This is a genomic window from uncultured Jatrophihabitans sp., from assembly GCF_964246335.1.
Classification (GTDB): domain Bacteria; phylum Actinomycetota; class Actinomycetes; order Mycobacteriales; family Jatrophihabitantaceae; genus Jatrophihabitans.
The window spans coordinates 1-23,632 of record NZ_CAXTQF010000056.1 but is presented as its reverse complement, the minus strand read 5'-3'; the positions used below and the strand labels follow the sequence as shown (position 1 = coordinate 23,632).

Here is a 23,632-nt window from a genome sequence, read left to right as displayed (position 1 = left end):
AAGACGTCGTCCACGGGCAAGACGTCGTCCACGGGCAAGACGTCGTCCACGGGCAAGACGTCGTCCACGGGCAGGACGTCGGCGGGCGGCAGGATCGGGTCGTCGAAGGTGGCCCACGGCGGTGGGTCGTCGGCCACCGCGCGGCGATTGAGAACTGCGTCACCACGTTCGGCGAGATGCGCGTACCGCTGCTGCGCCCGCAAAGACACCTGCAACGCGGTGCTGACGGCGAGCATGGGCAGCTCGATGGCACGGTCCGGCAGGCGCCTGACCTCACCGGCCGCAGTGACGGCGAGACCGACGGCGGCGCGCAGGGGGCCAGGCAGGTGCATGACTCCAGCGTGCCGCATCCACTCGCTCCGTACCATCGCAGGTATGGCAGCCAGTACCGAACCGAGCGCCCCGCCCGCGGACAAGCGGGTGCTGCTCGCCAAGCCGCGCGGCTACTGCGCCGGCGTCGACCGCGCCGTCCAGACCGTCGAACACGCGCTCGAGCACTACGGCGCGCCGGTGTACGTGCGCAAACAGATCGTGCACAACCTGCACGTCGTCCAGGCGCTCGAGGCGCGTGGGGCGATCTTCGTCGAGGAGAACGACGAGGTCCCCGAGGGCGCCATCGTGGTGTTCTCCGCGCACGGTGTCGCGCCCGAGGTGCACGCCCAGGCGGCCGCGCGCCAGTTGCGCACCATCGACGCCACCTGCCCGCTGGTCACCAAGGTCCACCAGGAGGCGCGCCGCTTCGCCGCCGAGGACTACGACATCCTGCTCATCGGCCACGAGGGGCACGAGGAGGTCGTCGGCACCACCGGCGAGGCGCCGCAGCGCGTCACGCTCGTCGACGGGCCGGAGGCCGTGCCGGACATCGAGGTGCGCGACCCCGAGCGGGTCGTCTGGCTCTCGCAGACCACCCTGTCGGTCGACGAGACGATGGAGACGGTGCAGGCCCTGCGCGCCAAGTTCCCCGCATTGCAGTCGCCGCCGTCCGACGACATCTGTTACGCCACCCAGAACCGGCAGGCCGCGGTCAAGGTCATCGCGCCGCAGGTCGACCTGTTCCTGGTCGTCGGCTCGCACAACTCGTCGAACTCCGTGCGCATGGTCGAGGTCGCCCTCGTCGGCGGCGCGCCCGCCGGACATCTCGTCGAGAACGCCGACTCCATCGACGACGCGTGGCTCGACGGAGTGCGCACCGTGGGGGTGTCGTCCGGTGCGTCGGTGCCGGAGATCCTGGTGACCGAGGTGCTCGCCTATCTCGCCGAGCGCGGCTACGGCGAGATCGAGGAGGTCACGCACACGGAGGAGCGGCTGACGTTTGCGCTGCCGCGTGAACTGCGCCGTGAGCTGCAGGGCGGCACGCGCGCGGGCTGACGCCCCGCGTTACTTGCGGGCGATCAGCCGGATGCCGGCGACGATGAGCACGGCTGCGGTGGCCGCGGCGATGGCCGGGAAGCCGTAGACCAGATAGTTGGCGGCAGCGTCGAACACCGCGCGTTTGTCGTGCAGTCCGCCGGACGTCGAGTACAGCTGGACCATCGCAATCAGCGAGTAGGCGATCGGTGGCGCGATGACGATCGCGAACATGTGCGAGCGCTTGACGACGAGGATCGCGATCACCGACGCGACCACGATGCCGATGTTGAAACCGCCACGGTTCTGGCTCGACCCGATGTTGTCGATCAGTACGCCGGCCACGGCGATCACGAGGAGCAGCAGCAGCGCCGCCCACCAGCGCAGTCCGCGCTCGGGCACTTGCTGCGCGCGCAGCTGCTCGGCGTCGTAACGGGTGCGCGCATGCGCTGCCGCCTGGCGCTCCTGTTCGCGCTCGGCCCGCCGGGTGGCCCGCTGGTCGTGACCGGACAGCGGACCGGCCGGCGACCACGCGTCATCGCGGGTCGTCGTGCGCGCCCGGCCGTTACCGACCTCAGGGGCGGTTCGGGCGTCGGTGCGCGTACTCGTGCGGCGTCCTTCGCCGACCCGGACGCTCGTGGCCGGACCCCAGCCGTCATCGCCCGCGCTAGACGAGGCGTAGGGGGGATTGGTCACTGAGGCTCCAGATCTCGGCGAGACGACGTTCGCTGGCCGTTGCCCAACCGTAACCGAATCAGCTGAGATACGGCCGATTACCGGCGTCGACACACATGGCGTATTCATCGGCGTGCGAGGCGGCCGCCGGTGAACCCGCGAGGCCCGCCGGACGTACCGTGCAGTATGAGGCGACGCTGGCGGTGGGCCGTGGTCGCGGCCGCCGTCGCCGCGCTGGTGGGGGTGCCGGTCGTCGTGCAGGCGCTGCCGAGCGCGACGAGCCGGGTGTCGGCCACGACGCTGCTCGCCCGCATCCGGGCGTCGTCGGATGTTCCGTACTCGTCCTACGCGCAATCGACCGGCGGCCTGGCGCTGCCCGCCGCGACCGGGCCGTTCAACCTGACCGACCTGTTCGGTGGCACGTCGCGGCTGCGCGTGTGGCAACGCGATCCGCAGCACTGGCGCGTCGACACGATCGACGCGACCGGTGAGCACGATCTGCACCGAGCCCAGCAGGGCACGGTCAGCTGGAACTACGAGTCGACCACCGCGCAGGCAGCGCCCGCCGATGCCGCGCCGGTGCGGCTGCCGCGCTCCGACGACCTGGTACCGGCCAACCTCGCGCGACGCCTGCTCGCTGACACCCGCGGCTCGCAGCTCACGCGCCTGGCCGACGCCCGGATCGCCGGGCACGACGCGGCGGGGCTGCGCGTGCGCGTCGACGACCCGCGCTCGACGATCACCCGCATCGACGTGTGGGCGCTGCCCGGTGACGGGCTGCCGGTGCGCGTGGCGGTCTACGGCAAGGACCGCGCCGCGTTCCTGAGTACCACGACCTACGACCTGACCCTCGGCGCGCCGTCCGCGGCCACCGTCGGGTGGCGGCCGGCTGTCGGCGTGCGTGTCGAGCGCGACCCGTTCCCCGATGTCGTCTCTGTCGTCGACCGGTTCGGCCGCAGCACCCCGCCCGCGTCCATCGCGGGTCTGCCGCGCCGCGCCGAACGAGGGCTGGGCGCGGTCGGCGTGTACGGCCGCGGGGTCGAGGTGCTCGTCGCGATCCCGCTGCCCGGACGGCTCGCCGACAACGTCGTCTCGCAACTGAGCGCGACGCCGGGCGCGGTGAACGATGCCGACGGGATCGCGGTCGCCGCCGGGCCGATCGACGTGCAGCTCGCGCAGCCGTCCAACGAGCGCGGGTCCCGGTGGCTGCTCGTCGGCACCTTGCAGGCCGCTGCGCTGCGCACCGCGGTGCTGTCGCTGCCCCCGGTCGGCGGCTTCGGGTTCGGCCGGTGACGCAGTCCGAGCCGGCCGGGCGACCGACCGTCATCCGTACCAGTGGCCTGACGAAGCGGTACAGATCGACGCTCGCCGTCGATGCCGTCGACCTCGACGTCCGCGAGGGGGACGTCTACGGCTTCCTCGGCGCGAACGGGTCGGGCAAGACGACGACGGTGCGGCTGCTGCTCGGACTGGTGCTCGCGACGTCGGGGGAGATCGACGTGCTCGGCGCGCGGATGCCCCGCGCCGCGCGCACGGTGCTGCCCGCGGTCGGCATGCTCGTCGAGGGACCTGCCGCCTACGGTTACCTGCCGGCGCGGGTGAACCTGGACCTGCTCGAACGTGCCGGCCCGCGCCAGGACGGCCGGCGCGCGCGGCGCCGGCGTATCGACGACGTGCTCGAGCAGGTCGGGCTCGGCGGCGTCGGCAGCAAGCCGGTGAAGGCGTACTCGCTGGGCATGCGGCAACGGCTCGGGCTGGCCGCCGCGCTGCTGCGCCGGCCGAAGCTGCTGGTGCTCGACGAGCCGACGAACGGGCTCGACCCGCAGGGCATCCACGAGATCCGCGACCTGCTGCTCGACCTGAACCGCCAGGGCACCACGGTCTTCCTGTCCAGTCATCTGCTCGCCGAGGTCGAGCAGATGTGCACCCGCGTCGGGGTGCTCGACCGCGGTCGGCTCGTGCTGCAGGACTCGCTGGAGACGCTGCGCGCACCGACCGGGCGCACCACGATCGTGACGCCGGAGCCGGCGGCCGCGGTCGCGCTGCTCGACGGGCGCGTCGAACATCGCGCCGGCGAGCGGCTGGTGGTGCGCGGCGGCGACCCCGCGGCGGTGAATGCACTGCTGGTCGGCGCTGGCATCGCGGTGCGCGAGCTGGCGGCCGAGCGGCACACGCTCGAGCAGATCGTGCTGGAACGCACGTCCGCCGGGTCGGACCGGGTGGATCGAGCCGCCCCGGCGGCGCGGGAGGACGGGTCGTGATCCGCGTCGAACTGGTCAAGCTGGCGCGGCGGCCGCGCACCTGGCTGACGCTGCTGCTGCTCAACCTCATCCCGACCGTCGTGGCGATCCTGCTCGGCGTCACCGACATCGCGCCGCGGCCGGGGGAAGGGCCGGCGTTCCTGTCCGCGGTGCTGGCGAACGGCGCGCTGTTCGCGGTCGCGGCGCTCGCGATCGTGCTGCCGCTGTTCCTGCCGATCGCAGTCGCGGTGATCGCCGGCGATTCGGTGTCCGGCGAGGCGCAGAGCGGCACCCTGCGTTACCTGCTGACCCGGCCGGTCAGCCGCTCGCGGCTGCTGGTGGCCAAGCTCGTCGCCGTCGTGGTGTTCACCGTCGTGGCCGTCGTGCTGGTGGCCGGCGTCGGGTACGTCGTCGGCAGGCTGGCGTTGGGCAACGACCCGGCGACGGCGTTCAATTCGATCACCAGCGTGTCCGGTACTGCGTTGACGACGTTGCAGCTGACCGAACGCATCCTGCTCGCAATGGCCTACGTCGCGTTGTCCATGCTCGGCGTCGGCGCGCTGGCGTTCTTCCTGTCGACCGTCACCGACTCGCCGCTGTCGGCCACGCTCGGCGCCCTGGCGTTCCTGATCGGCTCGTCGGTGCTGCTGACGCTCGACGCCGCGCGCTCGATCCAGCCGTATCTGCCGACGCGGTACTGGTTGTCGTTCATCGACCTGTTCCGCGACCCGATCCTGTGGCGCGATGTCGAGCGCGGCGCCCTATTGCAGCTGGTCTACGTCGCGGTGTTCCTCGGCGCCGCATGGGCCAACTTCGCGACGAAGGACATCAAGACCTGAGCTCTTGCGTCAGGCGCTGGTGCAGGTGCGCGGCCGGGCGGGCGCACCGGCGGCCAGCTCCGCGGCGACGATCGCCTGCACGTCGCGATCGGTCGGCAGACCGGAGTGCGTGACCGTGTCGCGCGGGCACACGCTCTGCACGGTGAGGTCCAACGCGCCGACCAGCGACGCCGACGACGGCGGCAACACCACGTCGTCGTGCGTCGTCCACACCGACACCCACGTGGGGCCGGCCGGCGTCTCGTCGCCGCTGTTCAACGCGCGCAGCAAGGTGCTGTCCGGGGCCAGCTGCCGGCAGGCGGTCGGGCAGGCGCCGGGCAGCAACGAGCCGGCCAGCGCGGCGATCGACGTGCCGTGCTGCGGTGAGCCGAGCGTGACGACGCGTCGGGTGCGGGCCGCGCCGCCGTAGTTGCGCACCCACAGCCGGGCGAGCACCCCGCCGGCCGAATAGCCGACGACGTCGACCGTGCGCCGCCCGGTGCGGCGCAGCGCCGCGGCGGCCGCGCCGGTGACGGCGCGGGCCTGCGCGTTCAGGTCGCCCTGCGCGTTCCCGGGCAGGTGCACGACCGTCGCGTCGCGGCCGTGCCGGCGCAGCACCGCAGCGAGGTCGTCCAGGCCGCGGGTCGAACCGCCGTAGCCGGGCAGCAACAGCACCGGGCCGAGCGCATCCTGGTCGGCGGCGCGTGGACTCGGTGCGGTCGATTCGCTGCTGTGGACCACGACCACGATGACGGCGACCACCGCCGCGACGAGAAGCACGATGGTGGCCAGCACGGCATTGCGCCGCGCCGGCGACAGCGAGCCGAGCACGCGTCCATGGTGCAGACCGTGCCTGTGAACGGCCGGTCGTTAGGACGTGGCGCGCTCGTCCGCCCGGTGCCCGGGTGCGTCGTCGGCCGCCGGCAACTCGACCTGCCCCACCGGCACCGCGCGATTCTTGGGCAACGCCACCAGGCGCTGTTCGACGAGCTCGGGCGCCTGGGCGGACCGCGGCACCTCGCTGACCTGGCGCGGCGCGTCGATGTGGTCCTTGTGGTCGACCACCTTGAGCTCGGTCATCCGGCGCGCCGTGACGAGCACCCGGCTCTCGATCGAGGAGACCGTCTTGTTGTAGTCACCGACGACCGTGTTCAGCGAGCGGCCGAGCTTGTCGATGTGCCCGCCCATAGTCGACAGGCGCTGGTAGAGCTCGCGGCCCAGCTTGTGCACCTCAGCCGCGTTCGCGGCGAGTGCGTCCTGGCGCCAGGTGTAGGCGATCGTGCGCAACAGCGCGACGAGCGTCGACGGCGTGGCGACGACGACGTTCTGCTCGAAGGCGCGCTCGAGCAGCGCCGGCTCCTGCTGCAGTGCGGCGTCGAGGAACGCGTCGGCGGGTACGAAGCAGACGACGAATTCCGGGGACGGGGCGAAGTGCTCCCAGTACGACTTCGCGCCCAGCTGGTCGATGTGCGTGCGCAGGTGCCGCGCGTGCGCCTTCAACCGCGCGTCACGCGTCGCGTCGTCCTTCGCCTCGACCGCCTCGAGGTAGCCGGCGAAGGCGACCTTGGAGTCGACGACGACGCTCTTGCCGCCCGCCAGCCGCACGACGAGATCCGGGCGCAACCGCCCGTCGGGGGCGTCCACGCTGGCCTGCTCGTCGAAGTCGACGTGCTCGGTCATGCCGGCGGCCTCGACCGCGCGGCGCAGCTGCATCTCGCCCCAGCGCCCCCGCACCTGCGGCGCGCGCAACGCGGTGACCAGCTGCTTGGTCTCAACGCGTAACTGCTCGGACGTCTGGCGCATGGTGCCGACCTGCTCGAGCAGCTGCGCGTACGAACCGGCGCGATCCTTCTCGACGGTGCCGAGCTGGTGCTGCACGCGATCCAGCGATTCGCGCATCGGCGTGACCAGCGACTCGATGGCCTGCTGGCGCCGGGCGAGATCGCCCTCGGCCGCGGACTTGGCGCCGGACAGCTTCTCGGCGGCGAGTTCCGCGAACGCGGCGTTGTTGCGGTTCAGCGCCTCACTCGCGATGGCGCCGAACGTCTCGCGCAGTCGGCGTTCGACGTCGGCTGCCGACTCGGCACGCTCGGCTGCCGCGCCGCGCTCGGCCGCGAGCGTGGCGCGCAGCGCGGCGATCTCCGTGCGCGCCTCGTACGCGTCGGAGCGCGCCTGTGTGACGGCCTCACCGGCCGCCGACTGCGCGCGGCTACGGGCCGTGAGCCAGCCGACGGCGACGCCGATCGCGAGCATGAGCAGCGCGACGAGCAGAGCTGATGCGTTCATGTGTTCGATGCTCACACCCGCGTCCGACAGTTTCCGGTTCCGACGCGCGGAGGCCCGGCGCGGCCGTCCGTAGACTCGCGGCACGTGAGTCTCACCATCGGCATCGTCGGGTTGCCCAATGTCGGCAAGTCGACGCTGTTCAACGCCCTGACCAAGAACGACGTCCTCGCCGCGAACTACCCGTTCGCGACGATCGATCCGAACGTCGGCGTGGTCGGCGTACCCGACTCGCGGCTCACGGTGCTGGGCAAGCTGTTCGACTCGGCCAAGATCGTGCCGGCCACCGTCAGCTTCGTCGACATCGCGGGCATCGTGCGCGGCGCGAGCACCGGCGAGGGCCTGGGCAACAAATTCCTCGCCAACATCCGCGAGGCCGACGCCATCTGTCAGGTCATCCGCGCGTTCGACGACCCGAACGTCGTGCACGTCGACGGCAAGGTCAGCCCGGCCGACGACATCGAAACCATCAACACCGAGCTGATCCTCGCCGACCTGCAGACGATCGAGAATGCGCTGCCGCGTCTGCAGAAGGACGCGCGCCTGCACAAGGACCGCGCCGGCGTCGTCACCGCCGCCGAGCAGGCGCAGGAGATCCTGCAGACGGGCAGGACGCTCTACGGCTCCGGTCTCGACACCGCGCCGCTGCGCGAGCTGACGCTAATGACCACGAAGCCGTTTCTCTACGTCTTCAACGTCGACCCGGACGAGATCGCGGACGACGCCGTCACCGGCGAGCTGCGCAAGCTCGTCGCGCCTGCCGAGGCGATCTTCCTCGACGCCAAGACCGAGGCCGAGCTCATCGAGCTGCCCGACGACGAGGCGCTCGAGCTGCTGCAGTCGATGGGCCAGCAGGAGTCCGGCATCGACCAACTCGCGCGTGTCGGTTTCGCCACGCTGGGGCTGCAGACGTTCCTCACCGCCGGGCCGAAGGAGAGCCGCGCCTGGACGATCCCGCGCGGCGCCACCGCTCCGCAGGCCGCGGGCGTGATCCACACCGACTTCGAGCGCGGCTTCATCAAGGCCGAGGTCGTGTCCTACGACGAGCTGGTCGACGCCGGCTCGATGGCGGAGGCGCGCTCGCGCGGCAAGGTGCGCATCGAGGGCAAGGACTACGTGATGGCCGACGGCGACGTCGTCGAGTTCCGGTTCAACGTCTAACGAACCCCAGAATCACTGCAAAAACTGGCCTTTCGACCGCGGGTGTGCAGCAACAGCACGGGCGCCCCCGCAAAACTGCCGCCGAGTCGGCCGTGGTTGGCGCGGAACTCCTCGATGTTGCGGGAGTTGGAGTCCGACGATGTGCTCATCGGTCACTGCCCGCGGCGTGATGGAGATGTTCGGTCAGGAAGACACCGGCCCGGTCGAGCGCGGCCGCGCCCTCGTCGAGGGTCTCCGCGAACCCCTGGAAGACATGCGGCACGCCGGGCACGACGTCAAGCCGCACCTCGACATCTGCTCGAGCGGCAGCGCCGGCCAACCGGACCGCGTCGTCGAGCAGCACCTCGTGGCTGCCGGACTGGATCAGCAACGGCGGCAGGCCGGATAAATCTGCGAAGACAGGGCTCACCCGCGGGTCGCGCGGATCGGCGCCCGCGAGGTAGTCGATCACTCGCAGCCGCAGGCCCGCGGCCGTGATCACCGGGTCGACGTCGGCCTTGGACGTCATGGTTGCGCCGCTCAACGTGAGGTCACCGACGGGGGAGAAGACGGCGGCCGCCGCGGGCAGGGGAGCGGCGGCGTCACGCAGCGCGAGCAGCAGCGCCAGCACGAGGTTGCCGCCCGCGGACTCGCCCACCACGACGACCGACGTCGAATCGACGGTCTCGATCAACCCGTGGTAGGCGGCGACCACGTCCTGGCTGGCGGCGGGGAAGGGGTGCTCGGGCGCTAGCCGGTAGTCCACGCTGAACCCACGCAGTTGTGCTCGGCGCGCGAGGTCGGTCGCGAGCGGCAATGAACCGCGCGCGTTGCCGACGGCGAATGCACCGCCGTGCATGTAGAGCAGCACGCCTGTTGTGGACGGGGCGGAGAAGTCGAATCGGACGACGGGTACGCCGCCCACGACGTCGTCGGTGGCTGTCACGTCGCTGGGCAACTCCGCCGACCCGAACAACTCCTCGAACACGGAGCGCTGCGCGTCCACCGGCATGGCGAGGTCGAGGGGACCGTCGCGCAACATGTCATTCACCGCAGCACGCTGCTCAGCTGTCATCCAAACGACGTTAGGCCGCCGGGCGCATGCAGACTTTCGCGTGCTTGCTGACATTTTGCCCGCGATTGCGGTCGAATGCGGTTCACGGCGCGGTCAACCGCTGCCGATACGCGCGCGGCGACAAGCCCGTCGCGGCACGAAAGGCCGACGAGAAATGACTTGGAGTGCCAAAGCCGCACACCGTCGCGATCTCGCTGATCGACAGCACCGGCTCCGCCAGCCGTCGCCGGGCAACGTCCACGCGCAGTTGGTTGAGGTATCGGCGCGGGGTCAGTCCCGTGGCGTCGCGGAACACTCGCAGGAAGTGGTATTCGCTGAGGTTGGCGATACGGGCCATGTCCGCCAGGGTGATCGCCAGGTGCAGGTTGCTGTGCAGGTAGTCGACAACCGCGTGTACCCGCGCGTCCTCGCGCCCGGTCCACGTCGCACCGGCCGTGCTGTAGGTGACCAGTAGATGCTGGATCAGAAACGCGCTTGCCGTCTGGGCGTAGAGGTCTTCGAGGCCCAGAGCCAGCGCCTGACGGATGCTGCGCATGACGCTGTCGACCACGTCATCGACCGCCAGCATCACGCGTCGTCTGATCATGTGAGTACTCCAGCTGAATCGCGACGGAACCGTCATCACTTCGACGGGTGTTCGTGGTTGCAGGATGGCGCCCGAACAAGACCGGCGTCCGCTCGCGAGCCATACGGACTGGTCAGCTGAGTCGATCAGCTGTGGTCCAGCGAGTCGGCGATCGATTGGAGCGGGTCGTATCCGGCGGACTCGGTGCTGATCTGTCGAGCCCGTGACCGGTAATCAGGGTCCTGGAGGATCGTGTCGATCGCCGAACGCAGGGCTGCTTCATCCGGTCGGCCGGTCGCGAGGTTGATGCCGGCGCCGCTCCATGCGAGTCGGGCCGTGGTCTCGATCTTGTCCTCGGTGTCTCCGGCCAGGACGAGGGGAACCGCATGCCGCAGGGCCGCGAGCGAGCCGCCGTAGCCTCCGTTGGTCACCAGCACGTCGAGTCGCGGCAGCAGGGCGGAGAAAGGAAGGTACCCGCCGACGCGGCCGTTCGGCGGATCGGTCAGACCGTGGTCCGGGCGCCCGGTGGCGGCCACGACGAAGATGTCCGGCCGGTCGGCGAGAGCGCGTAGCGTCGGTGACACGAGCATCTCCAGGTCGCCGTTGTTGACCGTGCCCTGCGTCACCCCGACGATCTGTCGGTCGTCGGCACGTGCCTGATCAATCTCGGCCCACCATTGCGGCAGCGGCCCCTCGTCGTGCGTGGCCAGCGGAAGCGGCCCGATGTAACGCACGCTCGCCGGCGCATCGCTACGCGGATATTCGACCGACGGGATGGTGAGGGCCAGAAATATGTCGGGTAACGTGACTCCGCCGTCGAACAGGAACGGGGCCGGGTTGGCGCCGAGCGAATCGAGTACCTGGTCGAGCCGTTCCTGCGCGGGCGCAAGCATCAGCCTGACCTGATCGTTGAGCTTCGCATTGCGCGTCCTGCCCTCCGTCGAGGCATCCGGCGGCAACCCGAGACCGAACGGTGCCGTGTCCGCGCTCAACAGCGTCAACGGCGAGATCCCGATGCCGATCACTCGGTCGGCACGTGGGCCGGGCGCGCCGAGCAGCATCGGCCACGCGCCGTTGAACCCGTTCTCCATAAGAATGGTCACCGGCTCTCCGCCCGCATCCGTCAGCAGGCGCTGCAACGTTCGATGTTGGTCGGGCACGGGGTCGATGAATCCCCACTGCAAATCCCGGTTGAGCAGCTCAGGGCCCGGCGGGGGAGCGTCGGGCCGGGCGCGCTCAGCCCGCGTGACCTCGTCCAGGTCGAAGTCGGCGTCTGCGTCGAACGCTGCCGTGCGTACCGCATTGCTGGACGGCAGTACAGCAGTTCCGCTGACGAGCGTCACATCGTGCCCGCGCGCAGCAAGGTCTTCGGCGATCATGGCCATCGGCGCGACGTGCGCGGCCGAGGGTGTGGCGGCGACGACTAACTTCATCGGGTTCTCCTTGTTGCGGATGTAGCCGCCGGCATGCCTCACGGGCCACACCTGGGCACCGGGTTGCGGCTCGGTTCTCGGGCGAAGGTAGGCAGCGCGGGTGAGCCCGGACAACCCGCATAGGCATTCGCTATCGACCGGTTGATCAACCGACGATCGAATTGCGTCGAGTAGCGAAATGCCAAGATCGCAGATCCGGGTCCGCGTGCTGGGGCGGCGGGAGTCCGAACGTTAGAGGTGATCCTCCGTCATCGGCATCCTCGTTCCAGGTCGGCTGTTTGCGGCCGCACCGCCTCTCGACGAACTCCCGTCTACGCCGGAGTTCACCCGATCAGATTGGTCGTTGCGCGAGACTGCAGGCCACTCGGGTGCACGATCAGGTCATAGGCATCAGCTATCGCACGGCCGGTTGTGCAACGTTTGCCCCGTCGCGGACGTCTTGCGATGCGAGGACCTGTCCGGTGGCCACCACGGGCGGTTCGCCCGGGCACAATGATTGAGGGTTGACTCCGGCAAGCGACGCCGCCCGAGCGGCGTCCAAGGCTTCAGCATCATTCATGCCGGGCAGTGCAGGAGGGAAGCAATGACGTCGCCTGATTTCGGCGGGCTTGGCCCCCACAATTCGCAGCGCCTGCTCTATTTCGTGCGCATCGCCGAACTCGGCAGTGTCACGTCGGCGGCGCTCAGCCTAGGTATCTCGCAGCCGTCCCTGTCCACGGCGTTGCGCAAGCTGGAACGCGAGTTGGAAGTTCAGCTCTTCGACCGTACGAGGGGCGGCGTCGTTCTCACGCCCGAGGGACAGCTGCTGGTCGGCGAGGCACGGTCAGTGTTGAAGAATCTTGACGACTTCCGGCTGGCCGTCATCGCGGCCCGCAGCGAGCAGCCGGAGGCCGTCAAGGTTGCGATCCCTTCCGGGGTGAACGTAAGCCTGTTCGCACCGCTCGCCCAAGTATTCACCAGACGGTACGCACCGGCGCAGATTCACGTGATACCGACGTGGAGCCTGGCCGAGACCGTCGAGACCGTGCGGACGGGTAAAGCCGAGTTGGCGCTGCTGCCGAGAGTCTCGGTCCCGAACGACATGGAGGGCCACGATGTCGGTCACTACGAGTTCGCGTTGGCCTTTCCGCCCGGGTTCGCGACGCCTACCCGCGCTGTCGATCTGACCGCTCTGGACAAGATGCCGTTCATCGGCAGCCGGGAAGGCACTGCGGCAGACCGACTTGTCCGGGCGGCTCATCGCGAAGGGCTGAAGCCGCAAGTCGTGATGATCGAACCCAACATTCCCTCGCTGCCGCACTTGGTAGCGACGGGAGTGGGCGCCGCGATGGTCACGACGACTCAGAGCATGGAACTGCGTTTGCTGGGAGTCCAGACGCGGCTGTTCGAGCCGCGGGAGAAGTGGTCGGTGCGCATGATCCACCGGCGTACCAAGTTGTCGCCGCCTGCTCGCCGCTTGTTGGCAGTCGCGCAGGACCTGCGGCGCAAACGCGGTTAGCTGCTCAGGTTTCGGTCGCCAGGAGTCACGGCGAACCCTCCGCCTCCGTCTCTGCTTGATCATCCGTATCAGCAGATTGCAGGCTGAACATGGTGTGCAGAGAGATCAGGTCGTCGCGCACGATAAGCGTCTCGCAACCGCTGCGTCGCAGGTCGGGTTCGTCGATCTTCAGCACCGCGAAGATCGCGTTGTGGTCGACGTGAGCCTCCCAGGACGGCCGCGGTGGGATCCCCGCCGACTCGAACATCGCGACGTACATTGAGCGGATCGCCTCGCGACCTCGGACCACTCCGCCGGCGTGAAAAACAACGGCGTCGCGGGCGTATGTCGTTGCGACCTCGTCCGCGTCGCCGGTGAGCACCGATTCGACGTGACGGCGGAAGAGGTCGCGGTGCCTGTCGTCAGGCGTCATCCAGCTCGCTCCCGAGCGCCCCGGCGATTCGTGGTGGCGCACCAGGGTGCTGGGCCTGACGTCGCCCGCGCAGGTCCCGGAGAACAGGACGGCGTTGACGCGTACTGACGGCGCTGCCACGTCAACGATCGATATGCCGATGCGGCCTTTGATGGCTCCAAGTACCTCGGACACCTTCAGGAGGGGGATCAGCACACGAAAGTTGACAGAAACGACGTCTCGACCCAGCCACGGATGAACCAGGGTCGGGCGTGCCCGTCGTCATGATGGCGGCTTGGCCGTTGATCGCGTTCATAGAGATCCTCGTCTGCCGATGGTGGCGTCCGGCAAGCGGTGAGCTGGCGGCGGTTGCAGTCTCCAACCTAAGTCGACGACGAATTGCCAGTCGGTGCGCGATAGCAGCTTCCTATGTGGAGACGGTCGAAGCTGCCGGCGCACCGTCGGCCACAGGACGAAGTGCAGCCTCCGCGCGGCCGTGCTCGTGATCATGCAGAGTCGACCGCTGGTGTCGGGTGCGGCGTACGAGGTCATAGCGCATCCCTACCGAGAGACGACTGACCACTACAGCGGCATCATCGGCGTGACTTGGTCCTCGCGCCGATGTGCAGCGCAGACCCCGGGCTTTCGACCCATATGAGTTGCCTATGACGTTCGCTCTCAACTGGGTTGCATGGGACGTTCGACATCGTGACGGCTGCTGAGCGGGAACGTGTTGATGCACCCCGGCTGGTGATCACTGGCGCCGCGCTTGCAGATGGCACGAGGCCAGAGCTGGTCAAAGATGTCACTCTGTCTGTCTTCGGAAACGTCATCGACGGGCTCTGGACCGAAGGCGACGGGCCGGACCCGGCCGAGCTCGGCGCGCGTGTGATCGACGGAAGCGGCGCGACGATCGTGCCAGGGATGGTCGACTCGCACGCGCACCTGACGCTGCCGGGAGGCGCACGATGGTTAGAACACGGCTTGGACGACGCCGAGGATCTTCTCCTCACGGGCGAGGAGAACGGTGCAGCTATGGTTCGCGCCGGGGTCCGGTGGGCGCGCGACGTCGGCGCGCCACGCCGGGACGGGCGTGCGGTCAGCCTTACTCTTCGTGAGCGATGGCGGCACCGACAAGACCGCCCCTACCTACGGGTCGCCGGCACTTGGCTGACGCGGAAGGGTTCTATCCCTTCGGGCCTGAGCATCGAATTGGAACACGGCGCAGACCTTATTGACGCGGTGACCGAGCAGTTGGACGCTGGCGCCGATCTGGTCAAGCTCTACCTCGATGGCCCTGAGGAGGACGTTTCTCCGTTCTCGGTGCGGGAGATCGCGGCCGCGGTTCGCGCCGCGCATGATCGCAACGCGCGAGTAGCTGCTCACGCGTCGCGTCTGGCTGGCGCTGCCGCTGGTGCCCTGGCCGGCGTCGACAGCATCGAGCACGGGTTCGCGATCGATGATGACACCGCAGCGACGATGGCATCGAACAGCTCGACCCTTGTAGCGACATTGGCGGTATTCGAATCCTGGACCAGCTTCGGGAGCACGACAAGGACTGAACGGTTCGCCGGACCCGACGCGGCTTCATCGTTGGCCGCTCGGCGCGAGTCTGCCTACAGCAGCATCGTCACTGTTCGGCGTCATGGAGTGGCGATCGCCGCTGGCACGGACGCAGGCGGTGGCTCCTTGCGAGCTGATCAACTCGCTTGGGAGATCCAAAGCCTGGTCAGTGCCGGGTTAGAGCCGCATGAAGCACTGGCTGCAGCGACATGGCGAGGTGGCCAACTGTTCGGCGACGAATTTGCTGGCCGGGTCGTGGTCGGCGGACCGGCACACTTCAGCTTGGTGCACGGTGATCCGCTATCAGATCCCAGTTGCTTGTGGCGCATCTGGCTGTCGCGCTGACAAGGCTCCGCTGTCAGCTCGAGAGCGCGGTGCCCCCGTCGGCACTTGCCGAGCAAGTCATTGCTAACGTTCGTCACCGGTTTGCGCTTTGAGCAATGACATCGGCCAACCAGACGATCGTGCGCGTGTCGCGAGCCTCTGCACGCCGTGACGAAGGACCGCGGTGGCTATCCGTGGCGCCATGAACAGCCGTTCCCTCCAGGAATTTGGCAAATGACGTGCCCGAAAAACGGTTCATCACCTTGCAGCAGTGGGCTGCGGAGGCAACGCTGGCTGCGAGAACGCGTAGCCGCCGCTTAGACCGCGTCGGTGGATAAAGTCCCGGGCTGAACCCGGGGAGAAATAGATGTAAACGAGGCGTCGGCAAGACGTCGGCCGTTGCGGGTCGCGGCTGTCTTTGCCCATGAAGTAGTGCTCAGCAAGTCGAGCGCCAGGGCGACGATTCCGCAGCCGCCGAGGACGACCCAGGCCGTGTGGCTCGAGTCGACGAAACCCGACCCGGTGCTGGTCACGATGGAACCAGTGACTGCGACGCCGATGGAGCTTCCGAACTGGCGGGCGCTAGCAATGAGCGCGCCACCGACGCCGACCTGGTCGGCTGGCATGCCGGCGACGGCGATGGTGGTCACGGGAGGGCCGATCAGTCCGACGCCGACGCCGACGATCGCGTACGCGGCAAGCAGATGCGCGGTGCCGGTGCGGGCGGTCATGGAGACCAGCAGGAAGGCGCCGGTGGCGAGCAGGGCGCCGCCGAGAGCTGGGGGTAAGCGGGCATCGGCTCGCGTGGCGAGATGCCGCCCTGACCGGTTGGCCGCGATCCTTTGACCGACCGTCATCGGAATAATCACCAATCCTGCGTGCAGCGGAGTGAGACCGCGAATATCTTGCAGGTACAGCGTGTTGAGGAACAGGAAGCCGCCGAGGCTGGCCGACATCGCAATGGAGATGGTGTTCGCGCCGGTAAAGGGCGGGCTCCGGAAGAATCGTAAGTCGATCAATGGATGGGACCTGCGTGGTTCCACGATCAGCACTCCAGCGAGTGTTGCGACGGCCAGAGCGAACAGTCCGACAATCCGCACGGGCGGTGCGCGATGCGGGCCGCGAGCCGCGAGCCGCCGTTCTACGCCGATGAGTCCTTTGCCCTAACCCTCGCCGCGTCTAGCGGTCGCCGATCGCGGCCACCTGCTTGTAGGTGATCGTTTCGGTGAGCGGCTTGGTGTCCCCGTAGGACGAGCTCGCGCCGACAACGCGGTCGTGACTGTCGACCGTGATCGACCAGAACTGCCTGACGGTGCGCTTGACCCGGCCGCTGTACGCCAGGGTGACCTGCCCCTCGGGGGTGGACGTGACCTTGACACCGGGGATCAGCTTCAGCGCGGCGACGATCTTCGCGACAGCCACCGGCTGCACCCAGCCTTCGACGAGGAAGTTCGATGCGGTGTCGACCACGTCTGCGTCCCGCGGACCGTTCGACGCGGTCCGCAGCGAGGCGAGCACGGCGTGCGGGTCGTTCGGCAGGCTGTCGGCGAATGCTGGTCGGTAAAAGTCCCACGAACCGCCGTCGCAGCCCGGCACCTTGCCGTTCGTGTCTTCGTAATGCGGGAAGGCGGCGCAGCGGCCGCGGTCGTTGCGCGCCGCGCCGTTCATGTTGGAGTTCGTGAACTGCCATACCTGGGACCGGTCGGCGGGGATCCACGTCTGCTGCGTCTCGGTCGGATCCGACGCGCGCACGTAGAGGTAGCCGCCAGCGGGAGCCACGGACCGCATGGCCGGCACGGTCGAGGTGGACCCGGCTGCGGCGGCCAAGCCACGATTCGCGTCATGGTGGCCGCCACCGTGCCCGGCGAACGTCGCCAGTGCGGCCGCAAGCGCGACCACAGCGACACCGCCCGCCAATGGCGCCGCAAGCCGCCAGCCGGTCCACCTCGTCGGGTGCGGCGCTGCCATCAACGCGACCGGTGCCGCCTGGGCGTCGTCGGACGCGGTCAAGGTTGCCACGGACAGCCGGTCCGCCACACGGCTGGGGCTGATGTGTCGCGCGTCGTCGGTCATTGCCGCACGCAACCGCTGCTCGATCTCGTCGTCATGCATGGTGATCGCCGTTTCTTCTCGTCAGCTCTCGTTGGTCAGGATCGTGCGGATCGCGGCGATGCCGCGGTGGATGTGACTGCGCACCGTGGGTGTGCGACATCCCATGACGTCGGCGATCTCGCGATCGTCGAGGCCCTCGTAGTAGCGCAGGACGAGCGCCGTGCGCTGCGATCTGGTCAGTGCCATCAAGGCCGCCCACATCTGCGGATCGGGCCGCGTCTCGGCCGGGGCCTCCGCCGGCCGATCGAGGTCGGTGTGCTCGGCCGAGGTGATGTTGCGCGTGCTCCACCGCCGTCGCCACGAGACGTACTCGTTGGTGATCGATCGACGGACGTAGGGCAGCGGGTCGGTCAACCGCTCCCAGCGCGGCAGTAGACGCACCAGGACGTCGTGCACGATGTCCTCACCGTGGCCGGCAGAGCCGGTGAGAAGTGCCGCGTACCGCACCAGCCCGGTGCGATGGTGTGCGACGAAGTCGACGAACCCTGGCGGGTCCGCCGCGGGGTCCACCGGTGTGTCCGTGGCGTCCTCGCTGTCCTGGAACTGCCTAAGCATGACTATCTCACGCAGCCGGACCCGTTCTTGTTGCAGTTGGTTGCGATGCGCGCAGCGCGCATCGATGCCGTACTCGCGCCATCGCCTGTCGACGAGCGGGACGCTCGCGTCGTCGAGCACCACCCGGCGGGCCACCCGCCGTTGCGGTGATAGCGCTAGCCCGGCAGTTTGCGGGTAGCGTCGATGCCGAGCACGCCGCCCCGGAACTGTCTGCACATTCACGCCGGAACACAGGGGCCGCGACTCGGTGTGAGTCACGGCCCCCGTTTTCGGATCGGTCAGGGCGTCAGTGGTTGCGGCTTTCGTGGCTGCCGGACTTCGCCAGGCCACGGCTGCCGAGGTAGCCGATGGTGAGCAGCACGATGTAGAAGATGGCCCGGTCGGCGCGGAAGTAGTCGTTGTGGCCGCTGGTGTGGCGGATGACGAGCGCGGTCACGATGACGGCGATCACGGCGCCGAGGTAGGCGATGAACTCGGTTGTCTTGAACGCGGCCTTGGTCTCCGTCGACTTGGGTGCTTGCTCGCGCACAAGCGCGTGGTCTCCGGTGCCGCTGTAATTCTGGGTCGTTGCAGTCATGTGCGTCCTTTACGAATCGGGAAGGGCGACGTGCGCCCGCGCGGGCCACGATGAGCCGCGCGTCATGTACGACCGCGCATTCCTGACGGCACTAGACCCGGCGAACGTACCCAACTCACGAGTAACTAACCGGCGTGAGCCGGCTCCGGTCAGCCCGGCACGCACGGTGGGCAGAACGCTGTTGTGCTGATCGACGTCGAACACCGTGCGGATGCGACGACCCTCGTGGTGCAGGGCGACGTGGACGTCACCTCCGCCTACGACCTCTATGTCGCGGCCATCGGCCAGGGCGAGACCGACAAGCGGGTGGTGACGCTGGACCTCGCCGGGGTGTCGTTCATCGACTCCGTCGGGCTCAGCATGCTCATCCGCTCCCGCGACGAATTGCGCAGCGGCGGCGGGCAGCTCGTGCTCCAGCACCCGAGCCGACAGGTGAAGAATCTGCTCGCCGTGACCGCACTCGACGGGCAGTTCCAGATCCTCGACTGACGAACCGCCACTCAGTGTCGTTCGGACTCCGGCGAGACAAGGACCGGGCGACGGGCATGTTGCAACACTCCGTGTGAGGTGCTGCCCAGTACTGCGCCGCCGAACGTCCCGCGGCCACGCGAGCCGACGAGGATGAGGTCCGCGTCGATCTCGTCGGCGACCTCGACGACGGTGCGCCACACCGACTCCGTCGCCTGCGCGATTCGCGCCTCCGCCTCGAAACCGCGCTCGACCGCACGGGCTGCGCCTTCCTCGGCGGCCTGCTGCGCCGCGGCCTGCTCCTGCTCGTCGGCATCCGCAGTGCTGCCCGCGATGGGGATGTTGCCGAAGGCGGCCAGCCGGGTGAGCCGCAGTTCTACGGTCTCCCAGACGGTGAGGACGACGGCTCGACTCGGTGCGAGCATGCCGGCGGCGGCTGCCAACGCAGCGCGCGAGCCCTCCGAACCGTCGTAACAGGCCAGGATGACGGGCTGCTTCTGTGCACTGGTCATGGGTCGAGCTTGCCACCGCTCGGGCGAGTCCGCGCGAGTGGCACGATCCCTGCAGTGAGGCAGCCATGACGCGCGCTACGCCGGCCGGCGACTACGACTACGAGCGCGGCGGCGCCGGGTACGCGGCGCACAGACAAACCGACCCGCGCATCGCCGCGTACGTGCACGCGGCGCTGGGTGACGCGCGCACCGTCGTTAACGTCGGAGCCGGCGCCGGCAGCTACGAGCCGGACGACCGCGAGGTCACCGCCGTCGAACCGTCGGCCGCGATGCGCGCGCAACGGCCCGCCGACCGGGAGCCGGCCGTCGACGCCGTGGCCGAGTCGCTGCCGTTCGCCGACGACACGTTCGACGCGGCGATGGCGACGATCACGATCCATCAGTGGCCGGACCTCGACTCAGGCCTGCGCGAGCTGCGTCGCGTATCCCGCGGACCGGTGGTGATCATGACTTTCGACGGCGAGGTGCTGGCGCAGTTCTGGCTCGCCGAGTACGCGCCGGGCGTCATCGCCAAGGAGCGAGTGCGCTATCCGTCGCTCACGTGCGTGTGCGACGTGCTGGGCGGTCGCGCGCGCATCCAGACCGTACCGATCCCGATCGACTGCACGGACTGGTTCGGCGAGGCCCTGTACGCGCGGCCCGAACAGTTCTTGGACGCGGACGTGCGGCTGGCGCAGTCCGCCTGGGGGCTGGTGGACGAGGCCGAGGCCCAGCGGTCCGTGCAACGGTTGCGCGCCGATCTGGACAGCGGCGAGTGGGACCAGCGCTTCGGGTACCTGCGCGAACGATCCGAGTACGCGGGGTCGCTGCGCCTGGTCGTCGCGGAGCCCGGCCGGTAGCGCACCACGTCGCGTGGGCAAGCACGAACGGACACCGTTCGACCGCGAGCGTTGCAGCACAACATTTGGGAGCGGGGCTTCCCGCTGCCGGGAGGTTCCATGAGCGACGTCCGCAGTGAACCGGCGATCGACCACGGCTTCCTGCGCAGGCTGACCCTGGCCGCGTCCTGGGGCGAGGGTCTGGACGGTTTCGACCTCGGCATCATCAGCGTGGTCCTGGTGTCGCTGACGCCGGATCTCGGAGTCGGACCGGTGATGGCCGGGTTGCTCGGCGCGTCCTCGCTGATCGGCATCTTCGCGGGCGGCCCGATCGCCGGCTACCTGACCGACCGGTACGGGCGGCGCATCCCGTTCATCGCCGACATCATCGCGTTCGTCGTGCTGAACGCCCTGCAGGCGATCGTGAGCGATGCGTGGCAGTTGTTGGTCATCCGCATCGCCCTGGGCCTCGCGATCGGCGCGGAGTACTCGATCGGTGCGGCGCTGCTGGCCGAGGTCGCGCCGGCGCGCGGCAGGGGGCGGCGGCTGTGCGGCCTGCTCGTCTGGTGGTACACGGGCTACCTCGCCGCAGTCGTCGTCGCCTACGTGCTGATCGACGAGGTCGGGTTGTCCTGGCGTTGGGCCCTGGCGCTCGGCGTCGTGCCCGCGGTCGCCACACTGCTCACCCGGATCGGCATGCCCGAATCGCCGCGCTGGCTGATGGGCCAGGGCCGGGAGAAGGAGGCGCGGGCGATCATCGACAAGTACCTCGGCGGCGACGCCTACTTCGAGCAGGAGGAGTACGACGAGCCGCGTGCCGAACAGGGCTACCGCGCGCTGCTGACCCGCGAGCACCTCCATCGGCTGGTGTTCGTCTGCGTGTTCTGGTCGTGCCAGGTGGCGCCGTACTTCGCGATCTTCACGTTCGCACCCACCGTCTTCAAGTCCTTGAATCTGTCGAACCCGGAGATCGGCACGCTGGTGGCCAACGCCATCGCTGCGGTGGGGGCGTTCGTCGGCATGCTCACCATCGAGCGGGTCGGCCGGCGCACGCAGCTCATCCCGCCGTTCTGGATCATGGCCGGCGCGCTGGCCGTCGTGGGTCTGTGGACCGGCGCGCCCGGGGCGATCACGGTGGCCGCGTTCGCGGTGTTCTCGTTCTTCAACGCCGTGAACGGGAACCTGACCGCCGTCTACCCGATCGAGATCTTCCCGACAGAGGTTCGCTCCAGCGCGGTCGGCATCGGCGCCGCGACCAGCCGGCTCGGCGCTGCAGCCGGCACATTCCTGCTGCCGATCGGCATCGATCACTGGGGAATCGCGCCGTGCATGCTGATCGGCACCGGGCTGTGCGTCATCGGCGGTGTCGTGTCGCAGAAGATGGCGCCGGAGACCACCGGCAAGACGTTGCGCCGGACGAGCGCCTCCGCGCCGGTGCGTACCGCTGCGCCCGCAACCGCCTGATTACTCGGCCAGGGCAAGCACTGCCGCGGTGAACTCCGCTGGGCTCTCCTGCGGGGGGTTGTGGCCCGCGTCGACATAGTGGACGTCGACCAGCGCGGAGAAGTGCGTTGCGTGGTGCGCGCGGGCCTCCGGCGGTCCGAAACCGTCGTGCAGCGATTCGACGACCACGGTCGGCACGTCGATGCGTGGCTGCTGCGCGATGGCCGCTTCGGTGTCGTCGTACGCCGCGTCGCCCGGTACCAGCCCGTACCGGTGTCGGTAGGAGTGCACGACGACGTCGACGAAATCCGGGTTGTCGAACGACGCCGCGGTCGCTGCGAACTCCGCGTCGGTGAACTGCCACCGCGGTGACCACTGCTGCCACAGCAGTCGAGCGATGTCGGCGCGGTTGGCGGTGAGTCCGGCCCGGCCGCGCTCGGAGTGCAAGTAGAACTGGTACCACGCCATGGCCTCGTCGGCCGGCGCCGCGGGGGTGACGGCGGCCCGCGCGATGTTCTGCACGTTGTAGCCGCCGACCGTCGCCAGGCCGGAGACGGAATCCGGCCACAGCGCCGCCACCAGACACGCTGCGCGGCCGCCCCAGTCGTAGCCGCCGACGATGGGGCGGTGCAGCCCGAGCGCGTCGATGAGGTCGTGCAGGTCGTGCGCCAGGGCGGCCTGCTGTCCGGAGCGGGGCGTGGCGTCGTCGGCGAAGCGGGTCGGTCCGTAGCCGCGCAGATACGGCACGACGACGTGCGCGCCGGCATAGGCCAGCGCCGCGGCCACCGCATCGTAGGAACGCGCGTCGTACGGGAACCCGTGCAGCAGCACCACCGGCCACCCGTCGGCCGGCCCGTGCGGTTCGTACGCGATGTCGAGCACGCCTGTCCGTACCGTCTGCATCACGTCACGGTAGCCAGCGTGCGTACCAATTCTTGAGAAGCCGGGACGCCCCGGTTCGACCACCGCGCGGCCATTCGGAATCATGGGCCGACGTGTTCACCGACGACCCCGCGCGCCACGCCGCGCCCGCGAGCCGATGACCGCCGATTCCGGGGACGGGGGCTCGGGCTGGCTGATCGGCGGCCGCTACCGGGTCCTCGACCGCGTCGGCGCCGGCGGCATGGCCGAGGTCTTCCGCGCACACGACGACGTGCTCGACCGCGACGTCGCGATCAAGGTTTTCCGCCGTGTCTCGCCGACTCCGGACACCGCAGCCGGTGCGGCGCGGCAGCGCACCGAGCTGCAGACCCTCGCGCGGCTGGCGCACCCGAACCTCATCACCCTCTACGACGGGTCGTTGGGCGCGGAGCATGCCGGCGAGCCGGCCTACCTCGTCATGGAACTGATCGACGGGTCGACGCTGGCCGAGGCCATCGAACGCGACGCCGTGTCCGTGGGCGACGCGCGGCTGATCGCCGCGCAGATCGGTTCGGCGCTCGCGTACATCCACGCCGCCAACCTCGTGCACCGCGACGTGAAACCGGCGAACATCCTGCTCGGGACGGACGCCACGACCGGGACGCCCACGATGCGCGCCCGGCTGTCGGACTTCGGCATCGTCCGGTTGGTCGGCGACGCGGCGGGCGGTCTGACGGGCACGCAGTTCACGCTCGGCACCGCCTCCTACCTGGCGCCCGAGCAGGCACGGGGATCGGCCGTCGGGCCGCCTGCCGACGTCTACGCGCTCGGGCTGGTGCTGCTCGAGGCGCTCACCCGTACCCGTGCGTTCGACGGGCCGCCGCTGGAGGCGGCGATGGCGCGGTTGCAGCGCGATCCGCACATCCCGTCGAAC

General features: G+C 69.2%; 25 protein-coding genes and 1 pseudogene. 11 read left to right on the top strand and 15 right to left on the bottom strand.

Annotated features, from left to right (window positions below):
* Positions 1–332: pseudogene (locus ACFFCN_RS14575) on the bottom strand (hypothetical protein); the annotation flags it as partial.
* 43 nt (positions 333–375) lie between these two features.
* Between ACFFCN_RS14575 and ACFFCN_RS14570 the strand changes: the two are divergent.
* Positions 376–1,368 carry a 4-hydroxy-3-methylbut-2-enyl diphosphate reductase gene (locus tag ACFFCN_RS14570; RefSeq protein ID WP_375492750.1) on the top strand — a complete coding sequence of 331 codons (993 nt, stop codon included), beginning with the start codon at positions 376–378 and terminating at the stop codon, positions 1,366–1,368.
* Positions 1,369–1,377: 9 nt separating this feature from the next.
* On the opposite strand, the gene ACFFCN_RS14565 is transcribed toward ACFFCN_RS14570, so the two are convergent.
* Entirely contained in the window at positions 1,378–2,043 is a 666-nt protein-coding gene (locus ACFFCN_RS14565; RefSeq protein ID WP_375492748.1) for a DUF6542 domain-containing protein, read from the bottom strand.
* Between the two features lie 165 nt (positions 2,044–2,208).
* Here ACFFCN_RS14565 and ACFFCN_RS14560 point away from each other — a divergent pair, with 165 nt between their 5' ends.
* From ACFFCN_RS14560 to ACFFCN_RS14550, 3 genes are read left to right on the top strand one after another with little or no spacing between them, the layout of a single operon-like run.
* Positions 2,209–3,315, top strand: coding sequence for a transcriptional regulator (locus ACFFCN_RS14560; RefSeq protein WP_375492746.1), 1,107 nt, complete (start codon positions 2,209–2,211; stop codon positions 3,313–3,315).
* Positions 3,312–4,283, top strand: a complete 972-nt coding sequence (locus tag ACFFCN_RS14555) for an ABC transporter ATP-binding protein (RefSeq protein ID WP_375492744.1) — start codon at positions 3,312–3,314, stop codon at positions 4,281–4,283. Before ACFFCN_RS14560 ends, ACFFCN_RS14555 begins: the two co-directional genes overlap by 4 nt.
* Positions 4,280–5,101 carry an ABC transporter permease gene (locus ACFFCN_RS14550; protein WP_375492742.1) on the top strand — a complete coding sequence of 274 codons (822 nt, stop codon included), beginning with the start codon at positions 4,280–4,282 and terminating at the stop codon, positions 5,099–5,101. The genes ACFFCN_RS14555 and ACFFCN_RS14550 overlap by 4 nt, the downstream gene beginning before the upstream one ends.
* A gap of 9 nt (positions 5,102–5,110) precedes the next feature.
* Here ACFFCN_RS14550 and ACFFCN_RS14545 read toward each other — a convergent pair whose 3' ends face one another.
* Positions 5,111–5,911, bottom strand: coding sequence for a lipase family alpha/beta hydrolase (locus tag ACFFCN_RS14545; RefSeq protein WP_375492740.1), 801 nt, complete (start codon positions 5,909–5,911; stop codon positions 5,111–5,113).
* Between the two features lie 39 nt (positions 5,912–5,950).
* Positions 5,951–7,366 (bottom strand): DNA recombination protein RmuC, encoded by a 1,416-nt coding sequence (locus ACFFCN_RS14540; protein ID WP_375492738.1) that lies wholly within the window; start codon positions 7,364–7,366, stop codon positions 5,951–5,953.
* An 84-nt stretch (positions 7,367–7,450) separates the two neighbouring features.
* Here ACFFCN_RS14540 and ychF point away from each other — a divergent pair, with 84 nt between their 5' ends.
* Complete coding sequence (ychF, locus tag ACFFCN_RS14535; protein ID WP_375492736.1) at positions 7,451–8,524, top strand: redox-regulated ATPase YchF; 1,074 nt, start codon at positions 7,451–7,453, stop codon at positions 8,522–8,524.
* On the opposite strand, the gene ACFFCN_RS14530 is transcribed toward ychF, so the two are convergent.
* The 4 genes from ACFFCN_RS14530 to ACFFCN_RS14515 all read right to left on the bottom strand — a co-directional run bounded on the left by ACFFCN_RS14530 (position 8,521) and on the right by ACFFCN_RS14515 (position 11,618).
* Entirely contained in the window at positions 8,521–8,673 is a 153-nt protein-coding gene (locus ACFFCN_RS14530) for a nitroreductase/quinone reductase family protein (RefSeq protein ID WP_375492734.1), read from the bottom strand. The two genes, ychF and ACFFCN_RS14530, sit on opposite strands and share 4 nt — an antisense overlap.
* The gene (locus ACFFCN_RS14525; protein WP_375492732.1) at positions 8,670–9,578 is read right to left on the bottom strand and encodes an alpha/beta hydrolase fold domain-containing protein; all 909 of its coding nucleotides are present in this window, start codon (positions 9,576–9,578) and stop codon (positions 8,670–8,672) included. Before ACFFCN_RS14525 ends, ACFFCN_RS14530 begins: the two co-directional genes overlap by 4 nt.
* 82 nt (positions 9,579–9,660) lie before the next feature.
* Positions 9,661–10,146, bottom strand: coding sequence for a helix-turn-helix domain-containing protein (locus ACFFCN_RS14520; RefSeq protein ID WP_375492752.1), 486 nt, complete (start codon positions 10,144–10,146; stop codon positions 9,661–9,663).
* A 143-nt stretch (positions 10,147–10,289) separates the two neighbouring features.
* Positions 10,290–11,618, bottom strand: a complete 1,329-nt coding sequence (locus tag ACFFCN_RS14515; protein WP_375492730.1) for a nucleotide disphospho-sugar-binding domain-containing protein — start codon at positions 11,616–11,618, stop codon at positions 10,290–10,292.
* A 541-nt stretch (positions 11,619–12,159) separates the two neighbouring features.
* Between ACFFCN_RS14515 and ACFFCN_RS14510 the strand changes: the two genes are divergently transcribed.
* Positions 12,160–13,074 carry a LysR family transcriptional regulator gene (locus ACFFCN_RS14510; RefSeq protein ID WP_375492728.1) on the top strand — a complete coding sequence of 305 codons (915 nt, stop codon included), beginning with the start codon at positions 12,160–12,162 and terminating at the stop codon, positions 13,072–13,074.
* 25 nt (positions 13,075–13,099) lie between these two features.
* Here ACFFCN_RS14510 and ACFFCN_RS14505 read toward each other — a convergent pair whose 3' ends face one another.
* The gene (locus ACFFCN_RS14505) at positions 13,100–13,681 is read right to left on the bottom strand and encodes a YybH family protein (RefSeq protein WP_375492726.1); all 582 of its coding nucleotides are present in this window, start codon (positions 13,679–13,681) and stop codon (positions 13,100–13,102) included.
* A gap of 492 nt (positions 13,682–14,173) precedes the next feature.
* On the opposite strand from ACFFCN_RS14505, the gene ACFFCN_RS14500 reads away from it, so the two are divergent.
* Positions 14,174–15,373, top strand: coding sequence for an amidohydrolase family protein (locus ACFFCN_RS14500; protein WP_375492724.1), 1,200 nt, complete (start codon positions 14,174–14,176; stop codon positions 15,371–15,373).
* A 296-nt stretch (positions 15,374–15,669) separates the two neighbouring features.
* Here the strand turns inward: ACFFCN_RS14500 and ACFFCN_RS14495 are convergent, their stop codons facing one another.
* The 4 genes from ACFFCN_RS14495 to ACFFCN_RS14480 all read right to left on the bottom strand — a co-directional run bounded on the left by ACFFCN_RS14495 (position 15,670) and on the right by ACFFCN_RS14480 (position 18,596).
* The gene (locus tag ACFFCN_RS14495; protein WP_375492722.1) at positions 15,670–16,452 is read right to left on the bottom strand and encodes an MFS transporter; all 783 of its coding nucleotides are present in this window, start codon (positions 16,450–16,452) and stop codon (positions 15,670–15,672) included.
* A gap of 79 nt (positions 16,453–16,531) precedes the next feature.
* Positions 16,532–17,464, bottom strand: coding sequence for a hypothetical protein (locus ACFFCN_RS14490; RefSeq protein ID WP_375492721.1), 933 nt, complete (start codon positions 17,462–17,464; stop codon positions 16,532–16,534).
* 21 nt (positions 17,465–17,485) lie between these two features.
* Positions 17,486–18,154, bottom strand: a complete 669-nt coding sequence (locus ACFFCN_RS14485) for a sigma-70 family RNA polymerase sigma factor (protein WP_375492719.1) — start codon at positions 18,152–18,154, stop codon at positions 17,486–17,488.
* A gap of 151 nt (positions 18,155–18,305) precedes the next feature.
* On the bottom strand, positions 18,306–18,596 hold the full coding sequence (locus ACFFCN_RS14480) for a hypothetical protein (RefSeq protein WP_375492717.1): 291 nt from the start codon (positions 18,594–18,596) through the stop codon (positions 18,306–18,308).
* Between the two features lie 183 nt (positions 18,597–18,779).
* Between ACFFCN_RS14480 and ACFFCN_RS14475 the strand changes: the two genes are divergently transcribed.
* Positions 18,780–19,085, top strand: coding sequence for an STAS domain-containing protein (locus tag ACFFCN_RS14475; RefSeq protein WP_375492715.1), 306 nt, complete (start codon positions 18,780–18,782; stop codon positions 19,083–19,085).
* A gap of 11 nt (positions 19,086–19,096) precedes the next feature.
* Here the strand turns inward: ACFFCN_RS14475 and ACFFCN_RS14470 are convergent, their stop codons facing one another.
* Positions 19,097–19,576, bottom strand: a complete 480-nt coding sequence (locus ACFFCN_RS14470; RefSeq protein ID WP_375492713.1) for a universal stress protein — start codon at positions 19,574–19,576, stop codon at positions 19,097–19,099.
* Between the two features lie 65 nt (positions 19,577–19,641).
* Between ACFFCN_RS14470 and ACFFCN_RS14465 the strand changes: the two genes are divergently transcribed.
* Together ACFFCN_RS14465 and ACFFCN_RS14460 are read left to right on the top strand one after the other, a co-directional pair.
* On the top strand, positions 19,642–20,415 hold the full coding sequence (locus ACFFCN_RS14465; RefSeq protein WP_375492712.1) for a class I SAM-dependent methyltransferase: 774 nt from the start codon (positions 19,642–19,644) through the stop codon (positions 20,413–20,415).
* A gap of 99 nt (positions 20,416–20,514) precedes the next feature.
* Positions 20,515–21,858 carry an MFS transporter gene (locus tag ACFFCN_RS14460; RefSeq protein WP_375492711.1) on the top strand — a complete coding sequence of 448 codons (1,344 nt, stop codon included), beginning with the start codon at positions 20,515–20,517 and terminating at the stop codon, positions 21,856–21,858.
* Here ACFFCN_RS14460 and ACFFCN_RS14455 read toward each other — a convergent pair whose 3' ends face one another.
* A complete protein-coding gene (locus tag ACFFCN_RS14455; RefSeq protein ID WP_375492709.1) occupies positions 21,859–22,740 on the bottom strand; it encodes an alpha/beta fold hydrolase in 882 nt (293 codons plus the stop codon).
* Positions 22,741–22,876: 136 nt separating this feature from the next.
* Between ACFFCN_RS14455 and ACFFCN_RS14450 the strand changes: the two genes are divergently transcribed.
* Positions 22,877–23,632, top strand: a 756-nt coding sequence (locus ACFFCN_RS14450; RefSeq protein ID WP_375492707.1) for a serine/threonine-protein kinase, incomplete at its 3' end; no start/stop codon positions are given.

Bases quoted from the DNA above. Each gene is read 5' to 3' on its own strand.
- ACFFCN_RS14570 (WP_375492750.1), top strand. From the start codon at position 376: ATGGCAGCCAGTACCGAACCGAGCGCCCCGCCCGCGGACAAGCGGGTG.
- ACFFCN_RS14560 (WP_375492746.1), top strand. From the start codon at position 2,209: ATGAGGCGACGCTGGCGGTGGGCCGTGGTCGCGGCCGCCGTCGCCGCG.
- ACFFCN_RS14540 (WP_375492738.1), bottom strand. From the start codon at position 7,366: ATGAACGCATCAGCTCTGCTCGTCGCGCTGCTCATGCTCGCGATCGGC.
- ACFFCN_RS14530 (WP_375492734.1), bottom strand. From the start codon at position 8,673: ATGAGCACATCGTCGGACTCCAACTCCCGCAACATCGAGGAGTTCCGC.
- ACFFCN_RS14525 (WP_375492732.1), bottom strand. From the start codon at position 9,578: ATGACAGCTGAGCAGCGTGCTGCGGTGAATGACATGTTGCGCGACGGT.
- ACFFCN_RS14520 (WP_375492752.1), bottom strand. From the start codon at position 10,146: ATGCTGGCGGTCGATGACGTGGTCGACAGCGTCATGCGCAGCATCCGT.
- ACFFCN_RS14510 (WP_375492728.1), top strand. From the start codon at position 12,160: ATGACGTCGCCTGATTTCGGCGGGCTTGGCCCCCACAATTCGCAGCGC.
- ACFFCN_RS14490 (WP_375492721.1), bottom strand. From the start codon at position 17,464: ATGCATGACGACGAGATCGAGCAGCGGTTGCGTGCGGCAATGACCGAC.
- ACFFCN_RS14480 (WP_375492717.1), bottom strand. From the start codon at position 18,596: ATGACTGCAACGACCCAGAATTACAGCGGCACCGGAGACCACGCGCTT.
- ACFFCN_RS14470 (WP_375492713.1), bottom strand. From the start codon at position 19,576: ATGACCAGTGCACAGAAGCAGCCCGTCATCCTGGCCTGTTACGACGGT.
- ACFFCN_RS14465 (WP_375492712.1), top strand. From the start codon at position 19,642: ATGACGCGCGCTACGCCGGCCGGCGACTACGACTACGAGCGCGGCGGC.
- ACFFCN_RS14460 (WP_375492711.1), top strand. From the start codon at position 20,515: ATGAGCGACGTCCGCAGTGAACCGGCGATCGACCACGGCTTCCTGCGC.
- ACFFCN_RS14455 (WP_375492709.1), bottom strand. From the start codon at position 22,740: ATGCAGACGGTACGGACAGGCGTGCTCGACATCGCGTACGAACCGCAC.